Source organism: Sphingobium trunci, assembly GCF_022664535.1.
Classification (GTDB): Bacteria; Pseudomonadota; Alphaproteobacteria; order Sphingomonadales; family Sphingomonadaceae; genus Sphingobium.
The window spans coordinates 174,016-196,417 of the sequence record NZ_JAKUJY010000003.1 but is presented as its reverse complement, the minus strand read 5'-3'; the positions used below and the strand labels follow the sequence as shown (position 1 = coordinate 196,417).

14 protein-coding genes are annotated in these 22,402 nt (G+C 65.3%); 7 read left to right on the top strand and 7 right to left on the bottom strand.

The genetic code is table 11. The annotated features are described in order from the left end of the window. The first annotated feature begins 28 nt into the window (after positions 1 to 28). Together MJ601_RS04300 and MJ601_RS04295 are read left to right on the top strand one after the other, a co-directional pair. On the top strand, positions 29 to 2,653 hold the full coding sequence (locus tag MJ601_RS04300; protein WP_242123621.1) for a glycoside hydrolase family 3 C-terminal domain-containing protein: 2,625 nt from the start codon (positions 29 to 31) through the stop codon (positions 2,651 to 2,653). A gap of 48 nt (positions 2,654 to 2,701) precedes the next feature. Then, a complete protein-coding gene (locus tag MJ601_RS04295) occupies positions 2,702 to 3,661 on the top strand; it encodes an alpha/beta hydrolase (RefSeq protein WP_242123620.1) in 960 nt (319 codons plus the stop codon). 1 nt (position 3,662) lies between these two features. Here MJ601_RS04295 and MJ601_RS04290 read toward each other — a convergent pair whose 3' ends face one another. The 4 genes from MJ601_RS04290 to MJ601_RS04275 form a co-directional block, all read right to left on the bottom strand. Then, positions 3,663 to 4,778 carry a PepSY-associated TM helix domain-containing protein gene (locus MJ601_RS04290; protein WP_242123618.1) on the bottom strand — a complete coding sequence of 372 codons (1,116 nt, stop codon included), beginning with the start codon at positions 4,776 to 4,778 and terminating at the stop codon, positions 3,663 to 3,665. Next, on the bottom strand, positions 4,775 to 6,970 hold the full coding sequence (locus MJ601_RS04285; protein WP_491572880.1) for a TonB-dependent receptor: 2,196 nt from the start codon (positions 6,968 to 6,970) through the stop codon (positions 4,775 to 4,777). The genes MJ601_RS04290 and MJ601_RS04285 overlap by 4 nt, the downstream gene beginning before the upstream one ends. Positions 6,971 to 7,113: 143 nt before the next feature. After that, a complete protein-coding gene (locus MJ601_RS04280; RefSeq protein WP_242123616.1) occupies positions 7,114 to 8,826 on the bottom strand; it encodes a PQQ-dependent sugar dehydrogenase in 1,713 nt (570 codons plus the stop codon). A 90-nt stretch (positions 8,827 to 8,916) separates the two neighbouring features. Beyond that, positions 8,917 to 9,654 carry a FadR/GntR family transcriptional regulator gene (locus MJ601_RS04275; protein WP_242123614.1) on the bottom strand — a complete coding sequence of 246 codons (738 nt, stop codon included), beginning with the start codon at positions 9,652 to 9,654 and terminating at the stop codon, positions 8,917 to 8,919. A 258-nt stretch (positions 9,655 to 9,912) separates the two neighbouring features. On the opposite strand from MJ601_RS04275, the gene MJ601_RS04270 reads away from it, so the two are divergent. From MJ601_RS04270 to MJ601_RS04250, 5 genes are all read left to right on the top strand, one after another. Next, entirely contained in the window at positions 9,913 to 10,782 is an 870-nt protein-coding gene (locus tag MJ601_RS04270) for an NAD(P)-dependent oxidoreductase (protein ID WP_242123612.1), read from the top strand. 55 nt (positions 10,783 to 10,837) lie between these two features. Next, the gene (locus MJ601_RS04265) at positions 10,838 to 12,529 is read left to right on the top strand and encodes a GH39 family glycosyl hydrolase (RefSeq protein ID WP_242123610.1); all 1,692 of its coding nucleotides are present in this window, start codon (positions 10,838 to 10,840) and stop codon (positions 12,527 to 12,529) included. A 187-nt stretch (positions 12,530 to 12,716) separates the two neighbouring features. Further along, on the top strand, positions 12,717 to 14,990 hold the full coding sequence (locus tag MJ601_RS04260) for a TonB-dependent receptor (RefSeq protein WP_242123608.1): 2,274 nt from the start codon (positions 12,717 to 12,719) through the stop codon (positions 14,988 to 14,990). 120 nt (positions 14,991 to 15,110) lie between these two features. Next, a complete protein-coding gene (locus MJ601_RS04255; RefSeq protein WP_242123605.1) occupies positions 15,111 to 17,336 on the top strand; it encodes a beta-glucosidase family protein in 2,226 nt (741 codons plus the stop codon). 23 nt (positions 17,337 to 17,359) lie between these two features. Then, positions 17,360 to 20,224, top strand: coding sequence for a glycosyl hydrolase (locus MJ601_RS04250; protein WP_242123603.1), 2,865 nt, complete (start codon positions 17,360 to 17,362; stop codon positions 20,222 to 20,224). Between the two features lie 13 nt (positions 20,225 to 20,237). On the opposite strand, the gene MJ601_RS04245 is transcribed toward MJ601_RS04250, so the two are convergent. The 3 genes from MJ601_RS04245 to MJ601_RS04235 all read right to left on the bottom strand — a co-directional run bounded on the left by MJ601_RS04245 (position 20,238) and on the right by MJ601_RS04235 (position 22,399). Next, positions 20,238 to 21,269 carry a LacI family DNA-binding transcriptional regulator gene (locus MJ601_RS04245; protein ID WP_242123601.1) on the bottom strand — a complete coding sequence of 344 codons (1,032 nt, stop codon included), beginning with the start codon at positions 21,267 to 21,269 and terminating at the stop codon, positions 20,238 to 20,240. A gap of 78 nt (positions 21,270 to 21,347) precedes the next feature. Beyond that, positions 21,348 to 22,109 (bottom strand): formate dehydrogenase accessory sulfurtransferase FdhD, encoded by a 762-nt coding sequence (gene fdhD, locus MJ601_RS04240; RefSeq protein ID WP_242123799.1) that lies wholly within the window; start codon positions 22,107 to 22,109, stop codon positions 21,348 to 21,350. Positions 22,110 to 22,162: 53 nt separating this feature from the next. Further along, a complete protein-coding gene (locus MJ601_RS04235) occupies positions 22,163 to 22,399 on the bottom strand; it encodes a formate dehydrogenase subunit delta (protein WP_242123599.1) in 237 nt (78 codons plus the stop codon). Positions 22,400 to 22,402: the final 3 nt, after the last annotated feature.

Here is a 22,402-nt window from a genome sequence, read left to right as displayed (position 1 = left end):
CCAATAACGACTGAACCAGGAGAGAAGGATGACGGCCTCTTTCGTCATGCGCGCGGCCTGCGCGATGCTGTTGATGACGACGTCCGCCACAGCCTATGCGCAGACGGCGGACATCCGGGCCGAAGCCGACGGCAAGGCGCGGGCCATCGTCGATCAACTCACGCTGGATGAAAAGGTCGCGCAGCTTCTGAATGTCGCGCCCGCGATCCCGCGGCTTGGCATCCCCGCCTATAATTGGTGGACCGAATCCCTGCATGGCGCGATCGGTGCCGTCCCCACCACCAATTTCCCCGAACCGATCGGTCTCGCGGCCACTTTCGACGCCCCCCTCGTCAAGCAGGTCGCCGCCACCATCAGCACGGAGGTGCGGGCGCTCCATACGCTGGGCCGCCAGACGGGCCATCTCGGCAGCATCGGTACCGGACTGGACACCTGGTCGCCCAACATCAACCTGTTCCGCGATCCGCGCTGGGGCCGGGGGCAGGAAACCTATGGCGAAGACCCCTATCTGACCGCGCATATCGGCGTCGCCTTCATCCAGGGGATACAGGGCGCAGATCCCGAACTGCCCCAGGTCGTCGCCACCCCCAAACATTTCGCGGTCCATAGCGGTCCCGAACCCAGCCGCCATGTCGACAATATCTTCCCGACGCCGCACGATCTGGAGGACAGCTATCTTCCCGCCTTCCGCGCCGCGATCGTGGAGGGCAAGGCCGGATCGATCATGTGCGCCTATAATCGCGTGGACGGGCAACCGGCCTGCGGCAGCCATATGCTGCTTCAGGACTATCTGCGCGGCGCCTGGGGCTTTACGGGCTATGTGGTGTCGGACTGCGATGCCGTGGTCGACATCTACGATCATCACAAATATGCGCCCGACGCCGCCACCGGCGTGGCGGTGGCGCTGAAATATGGCGTGGACAATGAATGCAACACCGCCACGCTGGGCGGCCGTAAGGATCTGGGCGATCGCTACAGGGAATCGCTGGCGCGCGGCCATATCAGCATGGGGGATATCGACACCGCGCTGGTCCGCCTCTTTTCCGCGCGCTACCGCAATGGCGACCTTCCGGGCCTGTCGGCGCGCAAGGCCGATGCCACTCCGCCCGGCGCGATCGGAACGCGCGACCATGGCACGCTGGCGCTCACCACCGCCGAAAAGAGCCTCGTCCTGCTCAAGAATGACGGCGTCCTGCCGCTGAAACCGGGCACGCGCATCGCGCTTGCCGGGCCGCTGGCCGATGCGACCCGCGTGCTGCGGGGCAATTATTCCTCGGCCAGGAGCGCCCCGCCCATATCCGTCGCCGATGGCCTGAAACAGGCCATGCCCGGAAGCGCGATCACCCTCATCCCCTTCAGCCCCTCGATCACCGATGGCGATCTGGTGCCGGGAAGCGCGCTGCGGACGCCCGACGGCAAGGCCGGGATCATGGCGCAATATTTCAACGCCACCGGCCAGAACGGGTTCGCGGCAAAGCCGGTGCTGACGCGCACCGAACCCAGCCTCCTTTCCAGCGCGGCCGAATATCGGCAGGTGTCCGACCGGCACAGCATCCTGTGGACCGGCTATCTGGTCGCGCCGGAAACCGGCCTTTATCGCCTCGCCCTGACCGGCGTGAAGGGAGAATTGTCGCTGAACGGCAAGCCAGTCCTTTCCGCGCGGGACTATTCGCGCTGGGCCGAACCGCTCCAGATGACACAGCTCCGCCTGACCAGGGGGGACCGTCTTGCGATCCGCCTGCAGGCCGAAAGCGGCGTCTCCACCAATCCCGCGATTTTCTGGAAACGCGTCACCGACGACCTCGACCGCGATCTGGCGGCGGGAACGAGGGATGCCGATGTCGTCGTCGCCGTCGTCGGCCTGACCTCCGATCTGGAGGGCGAGGAAATGCCGGTCAAGGTGGAGGGCTTTTCCGGCGGCGACAAGACGACGCTGGACCTGCCCGCCGACCAGCGCGCCTTCCTGGAAAAGGCCAGGGCGCTGGGCAAACCTTTGATCGTCGTGGCGATGAACGGCAGCGCCATCGACCTGTCCTGGGCGAAGGACAATGCCTCCGCCATCGTCGAGGCCTGGTATCCCGGCCAGTCGGGCGGCCTTGCGGTGGGCAACATCCTGTCGGGCAAGGCCGACCCCGGCGGCCGCCTGCCGGTCACTTTCTACAAGGGCGTCGAGGATCTCCCTCCCTTTACCGACTACAGCATGGATGGCCGCACCTACCGCTATTTCAAGGGGAAGCCGGTCTATCCCTTCGGCTACGGCCTCAGCTACACCAGCTTCCGCTATGCGCCGCTGTCGGTCGAACCGCTGAACGGCGCGGCCGAAAATGGCCTGCGCGTGCGCACGACGGTCACGAACACCGGCTCGCGGACAGGGGACGACGTCGCCCAGCTCTACATCACGCCGCCCCGTTTCGAGGGCGCGCCCCGAACCGCCCTGCGCGGGTTCCAGCTGGTCACGCTCAAACCCGGCGAGGAAAGGCCGGTCGAATTCATCCTCTCGCCCCGCGACCTCAGCTTCGTCAGCAGGGCGGGCGATCGCGGCCTGATACCGGGGACTTACCAACTCGACATAGGCAGCGGCCAGCCCGGCGAAACGACCCAGGGCCAGAAGGCGAGCTACAGCATCTCTCGGGCCGTTTCCCTGCCCAAATGACCGTTGGCGCCGGACGATCACCGCAACTTTATCGATGAGGAGGATGACATGAAGCACCGGCGTAGAGGCAGGAGATGGCGTTTCCCGGTCCCAAGCCTCATCGCGATCGGGCTTGCCGCCTGCACGCTCGCCGCGCCGGTGCAAGGCTGGTCGCAGGAAGACAGGATGGTGCCGATCGCCTCCCCGGTTCAGCCGGACGCCATCGATCTCGGCACAGGCCCGCTTCCCGGCGCGACGGCGAAGGAATCCTGGCATCGCCAATATGGCAGCCGCTTTGCCCGCAACGTCACGGTCGCGACACTGACGCCCGTCCTGCCTGATCCGTCCAAGGCATCGGGCGCGGCCATCATCGTGGCGCCGGGCGGCGGCTTCCGCACCCTCTCCATGGACAATGAGGGCTTCGACGTCGCGCGCGCACTGGCCGCAAAAGGCATCGCCGCCTTCGTGCTCAAATATCGCCTGCGTCAGACACCGGCCGACGTGGCGGACTTCGAACGGTCGATGCGGGAGATGTTCTCCGGCGCCGCCCGCGCGCCGCTACCCGCCCCCGCCAGCGCCTCCAACGACCTCGCCCCCCAGCTTGCCGATGCGACCGCCGCCTTCCGCCTGATCCGCGCCCGCGCGGCGCGATGGCATGTCGATCCCGACCGGATCGGCATGATCGGCTTTTCGGCGGGCGCGATGCTCACCATGGCGACGACCCTGACGGTCAAGGAAGCGAAGCCCGCCTTTATCGGCAATATCTACGGCCCCTTGGGTGGCATGACCGTGCCGCAGGATGCGCCGCCGATGTTCGCCGCAATCGCCGCCGACGATCCGCTGTTCGGCAAGCGCGATTTCAGGCTGATCGACGACTGGCGCACGGCGCGGCGGCCAGTGGAGTTCCACCTGTTCGAGCAGGGCGGCCATGGCTTTGGCATGTATCCCAAGGCGACCACCAGCACCGGCTGGTTCGATGCCTTCGTGCGGTGGATCGACATGCACGGCATGCTCGCCCGAAAGGGCTGAGCTAGACCTCGACGCGACGCTCCCGGTCCGCCCGCCGTCGGCCTCCGACAGCGCGCGGACGGGCGATGGATGAACGTCCACCGGCGAACCAGAAGGACCAGAGCGTCAGGCTCCCCAGCAGGGCGAGCGCCAGCCCCGAAAAGGTCATGACGATCCGGTAAGCCAGCCCGCCGACCTTCGCGGCATGCAGCGGATAGAGCATGTTGTAGGCCTTTACCGCGACCGGCAGTTGCGATGCGTCCCGCGCCGCGACCAGCCGCCCGCTGTCCGCCGCGAACCAGAGCGTGGTGCGCCCATTGGGCAGCCACTCCTCCGCCTTCTTCATCCGCAAGGTGATGAGGCCGCTCTGCTTTCGCGGCAGCGACAGGCTGCGTATCTCGGCGTTGGGGAAACGGCTTCGCGCCGTCCCGATCAGGCCGCGCCAATCCAGTCCCGGCGCAAGCGGGACGGGGGCCGATTGGGGCGCCTTCAGGCTCGCGTCGATCTGGGCAGGTGCCGACGGGCCGAGGATCACCGCCGCGACGGGACGAAAGACCAATGTCGCGCCCGTCAGCAGCGACAGGAACAGCAAGGGCGCGGCCACCACGCCCAGGTCGCGATGCTGCCGCACGATCGCCGGACGGCTCCATCGCCGGGGCCACAGGCGGAATTCGAATGTCTTGCGCGTCCGCGTCCACAGGATCACGCCAGAAATCACGAAGAACAACCCGCACAGCGCAGCGATGCCGATGACCGTTTCGCCCATATCGCCCGCGAAGAGATGATGATGCAGGTCGAACAGCCACAGTTCGGGCCGCTCCCACTGGCTGTCCCAGCGGGTCACCAGATCGCCCGCCTGGCTGACATAGGCGCCCGACCCATTGGCGAAGCGCAGCCGGTCCAGCCCGAAACCGGGACCGGCAAAGCTGATCATCTCCGGCCGGGCGGCGGGATCGGCCATGATCCGCTCGACCGCGCGGGCGATCGCCCCGCTGTCCTGCACCGGGGCGTCCGACGCATGGGGCAGCAGCACCCACGCATCCTTGTGCACGAGCAGCGCGCCGGACAGTCCCAGCACCGCCAGCACCAGCCCGATCAGTCCGCCGATCCAGCGATGCAGAAGGTCAAGCGTCTTCAAAAGCCATAATCCCAGCTCAAGGTGAAGCTGCGCCCCCGGCCCGCGAAATAGGCCAGGTTGTCGGTGGGCAGCCGTGTGTCGCTGCTATAGTCAATGTAGAATTTGTCGAACAGATTCTGGACGCTGAGGCGCACGCCGCCAAAACCGGTCTGGTATCGGATACTGGCATCGGTGACGGCATAGCCGCCGAAATTGTTGCGCTGGTCAGGCTGTGTGAAACCGGCATCAGCGTGGAAATTGCGCGACAGATAATATTGCGTCTGCACGATCGCCGAAACCGGCCCATGATTGTAGGTGGCGGACAGGTTGACCCGATCGGGCGAGATGTTGACGCCGTCCAGATCGGTGTCCACGACACCATCCGAATTGCTGTCGTAGCGCCCCTGGATATGGGCATAGCCGATGCCCAGTTTCAGGCCCTCGACCGGCGTTGCGGCGCGCAGGTTGACCTCCAGCCCCTCGATTTCGATGCGCTGGCGCTGCACGTCGAAATTGCGCCCGGTGCCGGGCACGAGCAACTGCCCCTTGTCGCTGGATGACCAGAAATAGGTGGCCGATCCGTAGAACGGCCCGCGCTTCACCTCGACGCCGATTTCCCGATTGTTGGAAACGATCGGCTCGATCGCGAGATAGCTGTCGATATCGACGCCGGTCTGGTTGATCGACCGGGTGATCCGCCCGATGTCCGGCGCGGTATAGCCCTCGGCATAGCTGGCATAGGCGCGGATGCCGTCCCAGGGTTCGATGATGACGCCGCCGTTCAGCAGCACATCGTCGAACTTCGGCTTGCCGCCCGCGACATCGACGCCGCCCCAATAGCGCTGCGCGGCGGGAAGCGTCTGCGTGGTCTGGGCGAGCGTGTGGAAATCGTCGATCCCGATCTGGACATTTTCCCACCGCGCCCCGCCCGCCAGGCGAACCAGCCCGTTCAGCAGCTTGAGATTGGCCTGCGCGAAGGGGGCCAGGCTGCGAAACTCGGCGGGCGGCACCCAGATGCGGTCGGTGGCGATCAGGCGTTGCTCGGTCCTGTCCCACAGCGCGTCGAAGCCCAGCGTGGCGGTCAGCGCCTCGAACCCCGGCACGGCTCGCTCATAGCTGAACTTGGCGCCCAGCTTGCGCGAGCGGTTCTGCGACTGGTCGAACAGCGTGCCCACCGGCGCGATCGACGGGTCCTGGAAGCTGGGGATGGGCATCAGCTCGCCGCCGAACGTATCGCGGGACCGGTTGAAGAAGATCTGGCTCACGAAATTGCCGCCGCCCAGCGCGCTGTCGGTATAGGACAGGGTGATGCTTTCGGTGCGGTTGGCGGCGGGGTCGCCCGGCGGATTGCCATGCACGGCGCTGGTCGGCGCTCCGGTCAGGCGATCGCCGGCCACCGCGACGAAATCGCCGTCGCCCTTCAGCTCGAAACGGCTGGCGATCAGGTCGATCCGCCCCGTCGCCGACACCGCATAGCCCAGCCGCGCAAAGATATTGGTCGCGCGAGAATCCTGCGTTTCGCCCTGCGTCAGGTTCAGGCCGACGCGACGATCCTGCCCGTCGTAGAAAACGCCACGCTTTTCATAGGTCGCGCCGATGGTCGCATCGAAATCGCCGACCTTATACTGGAACAGGCCGCCGACCTTTCCGCCCAACCCGTCGGAATGGAAATGCATGTCGGCCGTGCCCTGGATCAGCACCCGGCCACTCAGCCCCTCCTGCCGGGGGGCGCCCACCGTCACCTGATTGACGATGCCGCCCGTGCCGCCAATGCCCTGCAACGCGTTGGACCCGTAGATCAGCTCGACCCGGTCTACGAAGAAGCCGTCGATGGTGAAACCATCCCGCCCGCCGTCGCGCAGCGGCGTCGATTGCGGGATGCCGTTGATGGCATAGAGCGGCGAACGGCCGCGCAGCGTCTCGCCCGCGCCGGAAAGCTTCTGCCGCGTGGGCGAAAAGGACGGGGTCAGCGTCGCCACGGCGTCGGTCACAGAACCCGAAATCGCGATCTGCTGGTCCAGCGCATCCTTGTCGATCACGTCGATCGTCAGCGGCAGGGCGCTGGCGGGCAGGATGCTGCGGGCAGCCGTCACGACGATCGGGCCGTCGGCTTCCTCCCTGGTGGCGGGCGCGGCGGGCGACGATTGGCCGAACGCAGGGTCCGCGGCCAGCAATGCGGTGGTCGAAAACAGGATATGAATGGCTTTGTGCACGATGGTCCCCTTGTTCAGGGGCTGGCTAACGCCTTCGCGATACTAATGCAAGTCAGTCGCATTATATTATGCGCCTTATGCGCCCGATTCCACGGTAGCTTTCATCACCGTGATCCCGGATTTGATCCGGGATCACGCCATTATCAGTCCTTGTGGGACAGCGACCACACATAGGCCGCCACCGCATCCACCTCATCCGGCTTCAGTTGCGCGCCGCCATAGGGCGGCATCGGTGCGGGGTGGCGCCTGGGCTTCGGCACGCCCTTGACGATCAGGTCGCGAATCTCGGCCAGACTGCCGTTGCCCCACAGCCATTGCTGGTCCGAGAGCCGGGGCGCGATCTCGGATCCTTGCCCGCTGGGACCATGGCAGCCCGAACAGGTCGCGCCACCCTGCGCGCCCGAATAGATCAGGCGGCCTCGCTCCACCATCGCGGCGGAAACCCCCGGCGGCAACGCACCGGACGCCCCCTTTTGCGCCGGTGCCTCCCGCGCTTTTCCGGCCAGCACCGGCTTCGCCTCCGCCACCGCTGCGGCGGCATTCCCCATGTAGGTTATCTTCCAGATCCGCCCTGCCTTGTCGTCGCCGATATAGAGCGCGCCGTCAGGCCCGACGGCAAGGCCCGAGGGACGATGCGCGGCATTGCCCGACTCCTTGCCCGGACCGGCAAAGCCGTCGGCAAACAGCACATAGGCGCCCGACGCCCGCCCTTCCTTCATCGGCTGGAAGACGATGTTGAAGCCCCCCTGCGGTCCGGGCGCGCGATTCCAGGAACCGTGGAAGGCGATGAAAGCGCCGCCGCGATAGGCGGTGGGAAACTGATTGCCTTCATAGATGACGAGGGCGTTGGGCGCCCAATGGGCGGGGAAGGCCGCGACCGGCGCCTGGCGCTGGGCGCATGGTCCCAGCGCCCGGCCCCCGTCGCCGCCATATTCGGGCGCCAGGACCAGCGCCTTGCGGTTGGGGTCATAATAGCATTCGGGCCAGCCATAATCGCTGCCCCTGGTCACCTCGACCAGTTCCTCGGCAGGCAGGTTCTGGCCCTGCTCCGCGTCGTAAAGCGAACCCCAATTTTCATGAAGCTGGTCGCGTCCATGCTGGGTGGCGAACAGGCGGCCCTGCCCGTCGAGCGCCAGCCCCACGGCATTGCGGATGCCGCTGGCATAGCGCTCGCCCGGCGAGAAATTCTGGCCCTGCCGCTCCGCCTCATAACGCCAGATGCCCGCGCGCAGCGCCTTCTCCTCACAGGGGCTGTTGCCCGGCGAACCGGCCTGACGGTTGGATTTCTGGCAGGCATTGGTCGCGCTGCCGGAGTTCACATACAGGGCGCCATCCGGCGATATCGCGATCGAATGCGACCGGTGATCGCCATCGGTGGCAAGGCCCGACAGGATGGTCTCGCCCCTTCCGACCGGCAGATGGCTGCCGGGATCGATGGGATAACGCTGAACATGATCGCCATCCTCCAGATAGACATGGCCGCCATGCAGGGCGATGCCCGTGCCGCCCGTTTCCGACGGGTGCGGCCGCGTCACCTGATCCGCCCGGCCGTCGCTGTCGGTGTCGCGGAGCACGATCAGTCCCGACCGGCCCCCCTCCCCCTCCTCATTGCCAGGCTGGCTGTTGGCATAGACGGTCCCGTCTGCCGCCACCACGAGATGCCGGACATGCCCCAGTCCCTCGGCGAACAGCGACGCGCAGAATCCGGGCGGCAGCGACAGGCCGCCATTATCCCCCGTGCAGCTACGCGTAACCTGGTCCGGCTGCGTACTTTCGGCATGGCAACCGGCCAACAGGAAGCAGGCGGCGCTGAGCGCAAGGACGAGGGGAAACCGGACGGATGGCGAGAGAGGCATGGGCGGACTCCAGCAGCCGGAATGGCGGCTCCTCTTAAACTGGTATGAGAAATGATACAATATTTTCCAGGCGGCCGTTGGCCATTCCCGCTACAACATTCCCGCGTCCGCGGATGCGTTGCGGATCAGCGCCAGCATGGCGGCATGCGCCTTGTCCCCATCCCCGGCGACGATGGCATCGAACACCCCGTCATGATCCGGCATCGGATTGCGGGATTCGCCCCGCTCCTCGCGCGCGAAACGCGTGGTCCATGCAACGACCGCGGCAATGGACGAGGACAGCGACATCAGCGGTTCGTTGCGCGTCGCTTCCATGATCAGGTGGTGAAAGGCCTGGTCCGCCCCGCGCCCCTGTGGCGTCATCAACCCGTGCCGACGCATTTCCTCCAGCGCATGGCCCATGGCCGCGATATCCTGCGACGTGCGCCGCTGCGCCGCCAGTTCCGCCGCCGACGGTTCCACCGCCATCCGCAACTCGAAGATTCCACGCAGAAAATCCGGGGACGGACCGGTTTCGAACATCCAGGCGATGACGTCCAGGTCCAGCATGCTCCACCGCCGCCGCTCGCTGACCCTGGTTCCGCTCTTGGTCCGGCTGAACACCAGCCCCTTCGCCGAGAGCATGCGGATCGCCTCGCGATAGGCGGTGCGGGACACGCCCTGTTCGGCGCTATAACGCTCCTCCCCGACCAGCGCTTCGCCCGGCTGGAGCTGTCCGGACACGATCGCCTTGCCCAGTTGGTGCGCGATCTTGTCGTGCACGCTGCGCGGCGGCCGCACCAGGGGGAAGGTTTCGAAAGGACTCACGGGATCGACGTGGCGCGACAAGCTTCCCTCCGTCAAGCGGCAAGCCACCGGGACAAGGTGGGTTTACTTCAAGGCTCATCGCGCTAATCTAGTATGAGAAATCAATCGAACCAGAGGCTGACGGGATTCGTGAGTCGGGCAAGAAAGCCATGGCGATCGTGAATTGCGCCGCTTCGGCATCACGCCGGCCGGCAGCTTCATCGACCTGGATGACGCCCTCCCCGGCGTGGGATTGGATATCGACGAAGAGGCGCTTTCCCGATTTGAGGTGACAGGCTGATGAGCAAGAAGATCGCAATATTGGGCCTCGGCATCATGGGCATGGGCATGGCTCGCCGGTTGCTGCAGGCAGGCGATGCAGTGACGGTGTGGAACCGCAGCCCGGCACGCGCCGCCTCGCTGGTGGAGGCGGGCGCCCGTCAGGCCGAAAGCCCGGTCGACGCCGCAACCGGCGCCGACTATGTGATCGCCATGGTCGCCGACAATGACGCCTCGCGCAGCGTCTGGCTCGGCCCGCAGGGCGCGCTGGCAGCCATGGCGCGGGGCAAAGTTGCGATCGACAGCAGCACGCTCGATCCCGGCTGGGTCGAAACGCTGGCGGTGGAAATGAAGGCGGCGGGCGTTCATTTCGTGGAGGCGCCGGTGACGGGCAGCAAGGTCCAGGCGGAAGGCGGCACGTTGCGCTTCTTCGTCGGCAGCGATCCGGAAAGCCTGGCGCTCGCCCGCCCGGTGCTGGACAGCATGGGTAATGGCGTCACCCATCTCGGCCCGGCCGGCAGCGGGGCCGTGCTCAAACTGGCCAACAATGTCATGGCAGGCATCCAGGTCGCCGCCTTCGCCGAAGCGCTCGCGCTGGTGGAAGCGAAGGGTCTGGATCGCGAACAGGCCGCCAATCTGCTTCGCAACGGCGCGCCGGGCAGCCCGATGGTCGGCCTCATGGCGGACCGGATGCTGGCACGGAATTACGATCCCAATTTCCTGATCCCGCTGATGGCCAAGGATCTGGGTTATGGGGAGGCATTGCTGGCTTCGGCAGGCATCCGGTCCGGCCTTGCCGCCGCCGCCAGGGCGCGCTTCCTGGAGGCGGAGCAGGCGGGCCTGGGCGATCGCGACATTGCCGCCGTCGTGGAGCCTTTGCGCCAGTCCTGATGGCCCACCCAGCCGGATCGCTGGCGGTCGGCCGTCTTTTTCTCGGGAGAGAAAGATGCTGAAATTCGCCCTGACCGGCCTTGCCGCCGCCGCCATGGCCGCAGTCACGGGCGCGGCAGCGCAGGAAGCCAGCTTCCCCGTCAGGATCGCGGTCGATGCGGCGAAGGCGGAAGGGCCGGTCAAGCCCGTCTGGCGCTTCTTCGGCGCCGACGAACCCAATTATGCGACGATGAAGGACGGGCGCACGACATTGGCCACGCTCGGCGGCCTGGCACCGGATCGCGTCTATTTCCGCGCGCACAATCTGCTGACGTCGGGCGACGGCACCCCGGCGCTCAAATGGGGATCGACCAACATCTATACGGAGGATGCGCAGGGGCGTCCGGTCTATGATTTCACCATCGTCGATCATATTTTCGACACCTATCGCGAACGGCATGTGAAGCCCTATGTCGAACTGGGCTTCATGCCGGAGGCGCTGTCCACCCGACCCCGGCCCTATCAGCATGATTTCCGCCCCGGCAGCGGCAACATCCGCACCGGCTGGGCCTATCCGCCCAAGGATTATGCGAAGTGGGAGGAACTCATCTATCAATGGGTGCGTCACTGCGTCGAGCGCTATGGCCGGGAAGAGGTGGCAAGCTGGTATTTCGAGACGTGGAACGAGGCCAATCTCGAACAATATTATTGGGGCGGCAACCAGGCCGATTTCTTCCGCCTGCATGACGCGGCGGTGCGCGGCGTCCGCCGTGCGTTGCCGGATGCGCGGGTCGGTGGCCCGGATATCGCAGGGATGCGGGATACTTATCTGACCGACTTCATGAACCATGTGAAGCAGGCGGGAACGCCGACCGACTTCCTGTCCTTCCATGCGAAGGGCATGCCCCGCTTCATCGATGACGGTGATGGCAAGGGCCATGTGCGCATGGGCATCGCCACCCATCTGCAGGTCGCGGATCATGAGTTCGCGCAGATCGGCAAGCACCCTGCCTTCCGCGATACGCCGGTCATCATCGGGGAATCCGATCCCGAAGGCTGCGCCGCCTGCCAAGGACCGGCCAATGCCTATCGGAACGGGACCGTCTATTCCAGCTACACCGCCGCCTCCTTCCCCCGGCTCCAGGCGCTCGCCGCCCGGCGCGGCGTCAATCTGGAAGGCGTGTTGAGCTGGGCCTTCGAATTTGAGGACCAGCCCTATTTCGCCGGCTTCCGCCAGTTGACCTCCGCCGGGATCGACCTGCCGGTGATGAACGTCTTCAAGATGTTGGCGAAGATGGGCGGCCACCATGTCGCGGCCACGTCGGACCGGCAGATTCCGCTCGACCGCGTGATGGCGGACGGCGTGCGCGGCGATGCCGATGTGGGCACGGTGGCGACGATGGAGGCAAACAGGCTCGCTATCCTGGTCTGGCACTATCATGACGACGATGTGGCAGGCCCTGACGCCGCTGTGCGGATCAGCCTGACCGGCCTGCCTTCGGCCCTGCGCGGGCAAGCGAAGCTGACCCAGTATCGCGTCGATCGCGATCATTCGAACAGTTATGCGGCGTGGCTGAAGATGGGCTCTCCCATAGCGCCCAGCGACACCCAGCGCGCCAGCCTGCTGGAGGCGGCGCAGCTGGCGACGGTGGATCAGGGAATTTCGCTTTCCCCGATCGGAAAGAAGGGCGCGACGATCGACTTCCGCCTGCCCCGTCAGGGCGTTTCCTTGATCCTGCTCGAAATGCCGGGCAATAAGGCGCCCTGACCGGCCTCTCGAACGGGCCGAACTTCACCCCTGAACCGCATATAATGCTTCCTCACGGGGCTGTCGGCGCGCGCGCGGATCACAGGCCGATCGGCTTCCTTCAAAACAGTATTTGACAGCGCTTACCTCATTCTATAAGACGCCATCTCACAATATGAGATTCTATTGATTTTTCAGGAGGGGACGAATGAAATCTACCTTGCTATTCTCCGCGTCGCTCATGGGATTGGCCCTGGGCGTTTCCAGCGCCGCAGCCCAGGTGTCCACCGATTCCGGCGACTCCGGCGAGATCATCGTGACAGCCCAGAAGCGCGCCGAACGGTTGCAGGATGTTCCGGCGACCGTCGATGTCGTCCAGGGCGCCCTGATCCAGGACCTGAACCTCAAGACCTTCAGCGACGTGCAGCAGCTTTCGCCGGGCCTGTCGCTCAACTCCACCGAGCCGGGCTTCAACGCGGTAAAACTGCGCGGCGTCGACTTCAACCCCTCCTCGGCCTCCCTGCCGACGGTGGACATTTATTTCAACGAAATGCCGCTCGATGCGGGCACCGCCTTCCGTGCCATGTATGACGTGGGCCAGATCGAAGTGCTGCGCGGACCGCAGGGCACGCTACGCGGCCGCACATCGCCTTCGGGCGCGATCACGATCGCGGCGGCCAAGCCCAGCCTCGACAAGGTCGAGGGCTATTTCCAGCAGACCCTGACGACCCAGGACGGGATCAACTCGCAGGGCGCGGTCAGCATGCCGCTGGTGAACGATGTCCTGGCGATCCGCGTCGCGGGCCTGTTCGACCGGAACGATGGCCTGGGCGGCCATAACATCTCCAACGGGGAAGATGAGCGCGACCGGACGGAAAGCGTCCGCACCAGCATCGCCTTCCGTCCGAGCAGCGCGCTCGACATCAATCTGACCTATCAATATCTGAACAACCGCACCACTTATTCGCCGATCCTCTTCACCCTGCCGGGTGAGACGACCGATCCGATCCTGGAACCGTCGGATCGCACCGCCAAGGTGACGAAGGCGGGACAATATGCCTTCCACGGGCATATCGTCACCCTGGGTATCGATTATGACCTGGGCGGCGCGGCGATCAACTATATCGGCGGCTACAGCTACACCAGCACCAGCCGCGCGACCGACCTTGCCTATGGCGGTTCGATCCCAGGCTATTCCCAGCCCCAAGCCTTCACCGGCACTACCAAGCGTCTGACCCAGGAACTGCGCCTCACGTCGAAGGGCTCGCGGTTCTGGAACTATCTGTTCGGCGTCTATTATGAAGATTCCGACGCGGTGACCAATGTCGCCCAGAAGCAGCCGCTCTTCTTCGGCCCCGTCTCGACCAGCGCGCCGCGGCTGCCGGATCTGGTCCTCGACATCGGTGTGGGTATTCCCAACAAGAGCAAGAATTACGCGGCCTTCACCGATCACCGCTTCCAGCTGACCGACAAGCTGCAGTTCCAGGCCGGGCTGCGTTACCAGATTTCGAAGGTGAACCGCGATTTCCTCCTGTCGGTGAACGGCACGACGATCGGGTCGGGTTATTCGCCGGAAAATCGCGACGTCACCTATCGTCAGCTCACCGGCGGAACCAGCCTGCGCTATCAGTTCAGCCGCGACCTGACCGGCTATGTCAGCTATGGCCGTTCCTACCGTCCCGGCGGCGCGACCGCCACAGTGGCGGCGATCGACGAGGATCTGCTGCTGTTCAAGGCGGAGAAGTCGGACAATTATGAGGCCGGCCTTAAGGGAACCCTGTTCAACCGCCGGGTGAACTACTCGGTCGCCGTCTATCAGCAGGACTTCAAAAACTATCAGGCCTTCACCGGTGCCTATCTGGCGGTATCGACCGGCAAGGACGGCGTGGTCGATAACAACGTCGCCTTCACGTTCAACGCCGATGCCCGCGTGCGCGGTATCGAGGCGAATATCGACGGCGAAGTGTTCCGCGGCCTGACCCTGGGCCTCAGCGGAACCTACAACGACGCGGTGTTCCGCAATGCGCTGGCGCCGTGCAACGACTTCAACGGCGACGGCACTCCGGATTCCAATGGCACGCCGTCGGTGCCGGTGGGCCAGAATGTGGCGCTATGCCGCCTCAACGGTTCGATCAGCGACCAGGCAAAATGGGGTGCCAGCCTCAACTTCGAATATAGCGTGCCGGTCAGCGAAAATCGGGAATTCTTCCTGCGCGGCGTGGCGAGCTATGTGCCCAAACGGACCGATCCGTTCCAGAATATCCGCTATGATGATCTGCTGAACAACAGCGTGTTCGTCGGTTTCCGTGGCAAGGACGGCGCCTATGAATTTTCCGTCTTCGGAAAGAATCTGGCCAATGTTGCCACCCTGACGACCCGGAACGCGGCGCAGATCGACTATAGCGTCTACAATAGCGGTTATGCCTTCGGCACGCCGGTTCGCCCGCGCGAATTCGGCATCGTCGGCCGCGTCCGCTTCTGACAATCGTTCCCCGCCCGGCCGACGGCCAGGCGGGGATATTTTTCCGCAAGGACAGAATGAACCGGCCGCGACGGCGCTTACGCGTGCGCTGCTTCGCCGCCGATCGAGGGTGATGACATCATGAAACGACATTCCGCGCTCCTGCTCACCCTCGGCGCGAGCGTCGTCACAATGTCCGCAGCCGCGCAGAGCGGCCCCGAAACCAGGGCTGAAACGCCGGACATTCGCGCGGAGCGGACGCTGTCCGCCATGACGCCTGCCGAAAAGCTGCTGCTGCTGCACGGCCCGATGCACACCCTGCTGCCGCCCGAGCAGCGGCCGCAGGGCATTCCACTGGGCGCAGGCTATATCGAGGGCGTGGCGCGGCTCGGCATCCCCCGGCTGGTCGAAACCGATGCGAGCCTGGGCGTCTCGAACCTCATGGAAGCGCGCAAGGGCGATACCGCGACTGCGCTGCCTTCGGGCCTTTCCCTGGCATCGACCTGGGATCCTGCCATTGCCCATGCCGGCGGCGCGATGATCGGATCGGAGGCGCGCGCCAAGGGGTTCAACGTGATGCTCGTGGGCGGGGTCAATCTGGTCCGCGATCCGCGCGGGGGTCGGAATTTCGAATATCTGGGGGAAGATCCGCTGCTCGCCGGCACGCTGGTCGGCGCGCAGATCGACGGCGTGCAGTCCAACCACATCATCGCCACGATCAAGCATTTCGCGCTCAACGATCAGGAAACCGGCCGTAACGTCGCCTCGGTGGAGATGGATGAGGCGGCCATGCGCGAAAGCGATCTGCTGGCCTTCCAGATCGGCATCGAAAAGGGCGATCCCGGATCGGTCATGTGCGCCTATAACCGGGTGGGCGGCATCTATTCGTGCGAAAACCCTTTTCTGCTGACCGACGTGCTGCGCCGCGACTGGGGTTACAAGGGCTATGTGATGTCCGACTGGGGCGCGGTCCATTCGACCGCGGCGCTTGTGGCGGGCCTCGACCAGCAATCGGGCGAGCAGATCGACCGCAAGCCTTATCTTTCGACCCTGCTGGAACAGGCGCTGGCCGCAGGCCGGGTCCCGCAATCCGCCGTGGATCAGGCGGCGGGCCGGGTGCTGCATTCCATCTATGCGCACCAGCTTGACCGCTATCCGCTGGCAGTCGGGACGACGATCGACCTGAGCGCCAACGCCGCCGTTGCCCAGCGCGCCGCCGAAGCGGGCATCGTGCTGCTGAAGAATGAGGGCGGCCTGCTGCCGCTCGCCCATCAGGCACGCCGGATCGTGGTGATTGGCGGCAATGCCGATGCCGGAGTGCCTTCGGGCGGCGGATCGAGCCAGGTCCGTCCCGTGGGCGGCGCGAAGCGGGTGACGGCCGCGGCGACATCGGGCGTCGCTGCGATGTTCGCGCAGCGCTTCTATGGTGGCACGCCGCCGCTCGACGCGATCCGCGCCGAATTTCCCGCAGCGCAGGTCAGCTTCCTGGACGGCAAGGACGCGGCCGCCGCTGCCCGAGCCGCGCAGGCGGCGGATATCGCGATCGTCTTCGCCGACAAATATGCGACCGAGGCGCTCGACCAGCCCGACCTGTCGCTGGGCGAAGGGCAGGATGAACTGATCGACGCGGTGGCGAGCGCCAATGCCCGCACGGTGGTGGTGCTGGAAACCGGCAATCCGGTCCTGATGCCGTGGCAGGCGAAGGTGCCCGCAATCCTTGCCGCCTGGTATGGCGGGCAGCGCGGCGGCGACGCCATCGCCCGCATTCTCTCGGGCCAGGTCAACCCGTCCGGCCATCTTCCCGTGACCTTTCCGGTCTCGCTCGACCAGCTTCCCAACCGGGTGCTGCCGGGGTCGGATGCGCCTGCCGCGGATGGAGAAACCAAGGCAACCTATGGTCTGGCAGCGGACACCAAGCCGTTCGACATCCATTATCCCGAAGGATCGGACGCCGGTTATCGCTGGTATGATGCAAAGGGACTGAAACCGCTTTATGCGTTCGGCCATGGCCTCAGCTATACCAGCTTCCGCTATGACAGGCTCAAGATCGTCTCGGGCGAAAGCCTGACCGTGCGCTTCACCGTGACCAACAGCGGCGACCGCGCCGGAACCGATGTGCCGCAGGTCTATGTGAGGCGCCCCGGCAAGGCGAAGCGCCTGATCGGCTGGGGCAGGCCCGAACTCCAGCCGGGCGAAAGCCGCGAGGTGGTGGTGACGGCCGACCCCCGCGTGCTGGGCGATTATGATGTGAAGGCGCGGCGCTGGATGGTCCGGCCGGAACGGGTGACGGTGGAGATCGCCCGGTCGGCTACCGATCCGGTCCTCAGCGCTCCCGCTCGCCTACGCGCCGCCACCCGCAAGCCATGAATGCAGATGGGCAAGGATATAGGATGACCGATCGCCGCAAATTGGGGACGATGCTGGCAGCGGCGCTGCTCGCCGCGTCCAGCACGCTGCCCGCCATGGCGCAGACGCTGGAACAGCGGTTCGAAAACCCAGCCAAGGCGGATCGCCCCCGGCTGCGCTGGTGGTGGCCCGGCGCTGCGGTCGATCCGGCTGAGCTGGACCGCGAACTGGCCCTGATGGACGAAAACGGCTTTGCGGGCGGGGAAATCCAGCCCTTCGCCCTTGGCCTCGACAATCTGACGCCTGATCAGCGCGATGCGGTCAACGACTATGCCGAACCGCGCTTCTGGGAAATCCTCCGCGGCCTGGGCAAGACTGCCCAGGATCGTGGCATGACGCTGGACTATACGTTCGGGTCGGCCTGGCCGTCGGGCGGCGGCTTCACGGTCACGCCGGAACTGGCGATGGTCGAACTGGCCATGGCCCGCACGGAAATTCAGGGCGGTACAGGAAAATCGGTCAAGGTCGCCATTCCCGCCCGGACTAGACGGCTTGGCGCGCTCAACCCGCAAGATCCGCGTGTTCAGGACCCAAAGGTCGCGGACTGGGCGAAGCGGATGGACGACCGCGCCCATGTCGTCGCGGTCGTGGCGATGAAGGGCGATGCACCGGGCACCAAGGATTCCGGTGCGCCTGCCGGTTTCCGCCTCTTCCCATGGGATGATGTCGTCCAGCCCGGCCGCCTCGATCCGGTGAGCCATGTCGTCCTGACCGACAAATTGCGCCCTGACGGCACGCTGGATTGGGCGCCGCCGCCGGGCAAATGGCAGGTGCTGGTGTTCAAGCAATATGCCGCCGACATGGGCGTGATGGCGTCGGCAGGCAAAGGACCGCAACTGGTCATCGACCATATGCGTCCGGACGCTTTTGCCGTGCATGCCGCGCGCGTCGGCGATCGGCTGGGCGACCGGCCCGTCGGTATCCGGTCGACCTTCGTCGACAGCCTGGAACTGATGCAGGACATGCCCTGGACGCCCGATTTCCTGGATCAGTTCCGCAAGCGCCGGGGCTATGACCTGACGCCTTATCTGCCCTTCATTCTCCAGCCGGGCTGGATGCAGGCATGGGGCGAACATTATTCGCCGCCCTATTTCGACGCGACCGGCAGTGTGGCGGGGGAACGCGTGCGCGCCGATTACCGCCGCACCGTATCCGACCTGATGATCGAGGGCTTCGTGCAGCCCTTCGTCGCGTGGAACCATGCCCATGGCCTCAAGGCGCGATTCCAGGCCCATGGCGGCGCGTTCGACATCATTCGCGGCTATGGACTGGCCGACATACCGGAAACAGAGGATCTGGTGGACGGGGCCGATCCCTATTTCATGCGCCTGGCGCGATCAGCCGCGCATCTTTACGGCCACCCGCTGATCTCGGCGGAAAGCCTGGTGTGGAAGGACCGCCCGTTCGACGTCACGCCGCAGGAAATGCGCCAGCGCGTCGATCTCATCATCTCGGGCGGGGTCAACAGCCTGGTCCTGCACGGCATGAACTATCGCCGGGAGACGGACAAATGGCCGGGCTGGTATCCCTTCTCGCCCAGCGGCTTCGTCATGGGCTTTTCCGGCGCGCTCAACGAAAACAACCCGATCTGGCCCGCGATCAAATCGCTGGCGGGCTATATCGCGCGGTTGCAAGGCGTCATGCAGGCAGGCGAGGCGGTCGTGCCCGTCGCTTATTTCTACGGCGGCTATGGCTATTATCCGGGCATAGAGGATGAGGGCGCTGCCAGGTTCGCGGCGGAAAAGGGCTTTCTGGCCGCCGGGTACGACTATGACCGGATCAATCCTGACGCCATCGCCGATGCGCGCGTCGAAGGGGGGCAACTGGTCGCGAAGGGCGGGCAGCGCTATCCCGTGCTGGTGCTGCCGCCCATCGACGGCATCCGCGCCGACACGGCCGAAGCCATAGCCCGGTTCGCCCATGCAGGATTGCCGGTCATCTTCACCGACCGCGCACCGTCGCGGGACGAGGGGTTGGCCGATGCCGCAGCGCGCGACGGCCGCGTGACCCGCGCGGTCGCCGATGCGATCGCCGCCGGGGCGCGGATCGTTCCCGCCGCTCAGGTCGCCGCCGCTTTGCGAACTGCGAACATCGCACCCAACCTCCGTTTCGAGGGCGACCCGGCGGACATCGTCTATGTCCAGCGGCGGATCGATGGCCGCACCGCCACTTTCCTGTTCAATCATGGCGGCACGCGCCGCGACGTTACCCTGACGCTGCCCGGCAAGGGAAGCGTGTCGCGCTGGAACGGCATGGACGGATCGATTACGCCTCTCTCCGCTCAGGCGGTCGAGGCGGGCGCGCGCCTGCCGCTGACGCTGGAGGCGGGCGAAAGCGCGCTGCTCATGCTGGACCCGGCAGGCGCGCCGCAGACATCGGCCAATCCGCAGACGGCTGCCCGGCAAGCCTTGCCGGCCGACGGGTGGCGGCTTGAGGCCAAGGGCCATGTCCAGCGCCTGCCCTTCGCGCAGGATCTCGGCACGGTCACGCTCAAGGACTGGAAGAATGTCCCCGAACTGGCGCGCTTTGCCGGATCGGCGACCTACAGCCGGTCGGTACGGATCGATCCCGCCTGGCTGAAACGCGGCGGTCATGTCTGGCTGGACCTCGGCCAGGTGCACGACATGGCGACGGTCAGCGTCAATGGACGACAGCTTCCTCCCGTCATCGGTGCGCCGTTCCGGATGGACCTGACAAGCGCATTGAAATCCGGCGACAATGCCCTGGCGATCACCGTCGACAATGTCGCCCAGAACAGCATGATCGACCCGGCCGTCGCGGGCTATGACAAGTTGAAACCCGTCGCGGCGGGACTGGTCGGGCCTGTCGTTCTGGAATCGGTGCGATAATCGCGAATGCGCGCTATTCCGGGATGAAGACGGCATCCGGATCGGTGCTGCTGCGAATCTTCAGCGCCACCGGGCAGATCGTCTGCCCGGACGGTTCCGGCGACACAAGCCAGCCAACCGCCCGCTCCGCCATTTCGACGATGGGTTGATGCACGGTGGTAAGCGGGGGCCAGTTCAGCCTTGCCGTCTCACTATCGTCAAAGCCCGCCACCGCCAGGTCATGCGGGATGGAAAGGTTCATATCCCGCGCGTAGCCAATGAGCGCGGCTGCCAGTTCGTCATTATAGCAGAAGATGGCGGTGGGGCGCTCCCCGGTTCTTAACAGCCTTTCCGCCACATCGCGCCCTGCCATGGCGATGGAATTCCAGGATGCGGGGCGTTCGATGCGAATGTCGGACGACGAACAGCCAAGCCGGACGAGGGACTGCACGAAGCCGTCGCAACGGATGGTGCTCGCCAGATGGCCGACAGGCCCGGCCAGAACGCCGAACCGCCGATGGCCCAATCGCCAAAGATGTTCGGCAAGCTCGCTGACTCCCTGGCCGTCATCCGCATAGATGGAAGGCGAACGGTCCGGGTCGATCGCGGGTGAAATCCGCACATAGCGCTGGCCGTCTTCCTCCAGCGCGTCCAGCAACGCAGCGCTGTCGCAATAATGAGGCGGCAGGATCAGGCCGTGATAGCCGATATTGCGCATCTTTTCGTGATAATAGTCCGCGACGGATTCATCGGCGTCGATTTCCTCGAGCACCAGGTGAAAGCCATAGCGGCGAGACGCGCGAGCGGCACCCCGCACAAGTTCGGCATAATAGAAGTTATGGCTGTTGACGATGAAGCAGCCGATCAGGAAAGAACGGTCCGTGGCCAGAGACCGCGCCGCCATGTTGGGCTTGAAGCCGGTGGCGGCAATGGCCGCCTCGACGCGCTGACGGGTGGCCGGGGTGACCTCCGGATGGCGGTTGACCACGCGTGAAACGGTTTTGGCGGAAACCCCGGCTTTCGCGCCGACATCGGCAAGAGTAACGGGGCGTGGCGGCGTCTTCATGTTCCAAGCTATGCAGTGAACCAACCGTCAGGTGCAAGGCCGAACATGGGAGCGGCAATAGCGGAGGGCGGGCGAGGTTCAGGGTTGAGCGAACAGGGAACCGTCACTCGCCAGCACCGCATCGGGCCGTGCCAGCACCACCAGTGGCAGACCTGCCTCAGCCGCCCTTTCGGCCGCAAGTTTCGTCGGGGCGGAAATCGTCACAAGCAGCGGGCATTGCGCCAGCACTGCCTTCTCGACCAATTCATAGGAACAGCGCGACGACAGCAGGGCAAAGCCGCCGCCCCAGCCCAGCCCCTCCCGCCACATCGCGCCGATCAGCTTGTCGAAGGCATTGTGCCGCCCGACATCTTCCCGCGCCAGCAGGATCTTCCCATCGGACGCAACCAGAGCCGCCACATGCACGGCGCCCGTCCGGGCATTCAGGGGCTGGAATTGCTGAAGTCCCTCCAGCGCCCGGAAGATTGCCGACCGATCCGCTTGTGGTCTTGCCTTCACGAGCGGCAAGGGCCGGATGGCCTGCTCCAGATTTTCGACCCCGCAAATGCCGCAGGAGGATTCCGACGCGCGATGCCGCACCCGGTCCAGCAGGGCGTGCGTCCGTTCCGGGGGCAAGGTCGCGCGAGCGATGACGCCTTGCTGCGTTTGATGAATATCGACCGAAAAGACTTGATCTTCGCGGCTCATCAGCCGCTCCGCCAGCGCGAAGCCCAACACCAGTTCTTCGATATTGGCGGGCGTGGCCATCAGCACGGCATAGCCTATGCCATTATATTCGATGGCGATCGGGACTTCTTCCGCCAGTTCGCGCGTCACGTCCCTGCTCGTGCCGCCAGGCATCACCTGCGCGAAGCAGAAATTTGCGTCTGTCCGCTCGCGTTCCAGCGCCTCGCTCAAGGCGCCGATATCCGGTCGATGGCAGCCGCTGCGATCGGCAACAGCGCTTCGCGCCGCGATGCCGCCAGCGCAGCGATGCGCCGCTTCATCGCCGGATCCCAAAAGTCCCGAATATGGTTAGCCGTCATGACCACCGCTTCATCCTTCCCCAGCGCCGTGACATTGCGCGCGATCTGGTTTGCCATGTAGATCAGGCGGTCCTCGGTCGACATGACGTCATTTTCATCGCTCATCCG

Excerpts from the sequence above, each read along its gene's own strand:
- MJ601_RS04255 (WP_242123605.1), top strand. The coding sequence starts at position 15,111 with ATGAAACGACATTCCGCGCTCCTGCTCACCCTCGGCGCGAGCGTCGTC.
- MJ601_RS04300 (WP_242123621.1), top strand. The coding sequence starts at position 29 with ATGACGGCCTCTTTCGTCATGCGCGCGGCCTGCGCGATGCTGTTGATG.
- MJ601_RS04270 (WP_242123612.1), top strand. The coding sequence starts at position 9,913 with ATGAGCAAGAAGATCGCAATATTGGGCCTCGGCATCATGGGCATGGGC.
- MJ601_RS04265 (WP_242123610.1), top strand. The coding sequence starts at position 10,838 with ATGCTGAAATTCGCCCTGACCGGCCTTGCCGCCGCCGCCATGGCCGCA.
- MJ601_RS04280 (WP_242123616.1), bottom strand. The coding sequence starts at position 8,826 with ATGCCTCTCTCGCCATCCGTCCGGTTTCCCCTCGTCCTTGCGCTCAGC.
- MJ601_RS04235 (WP_242123599.1), bottom strand. The coding sequence starts at position 22,399 with ATGAGCGATGAAAATGACGTCATGTCGACCGAGGACCGCCTGATCTAC.
- fdhD (WP_242123799.1), bottom strand. The coding sequence starts at position 22,109 with ATGCCTGGCGGCACGAGCAGGGACGTGACGCGCGAACTGGCGGAAGAA.
- MJ601_RS04250 (WP_242123603.1), top strand. The coding sequence starts at position 17,360 with ATGACCGATCGCCGCAAATTGGGGACGATGCTGGCAGCGGCGCTGCTC.
- MJ601_RS04260 (WP_242123608.1), top strand. The coding sequence starts at position 12,717 with ATGAAATCTACCTTGCTATTCTCCGCGTCGCTCATGGGATTGGCCCTG.
- MJ601_RS04245 (WP_242123601.1), bottom strand. The coding sequence starts at position 21,269 with ATGAAGACGCCGCCACGCCCCGTTACTCTTGCCGATGTCGGCGCGAAA.
- MJ601_RS04295 (WP_242123620.1), top strand. The coding sequence starts at position 2,702 with ATGAAGCACCGGCGTAGAGGCAGGAGATGGCGTTTCCCGGTCCCAAGC.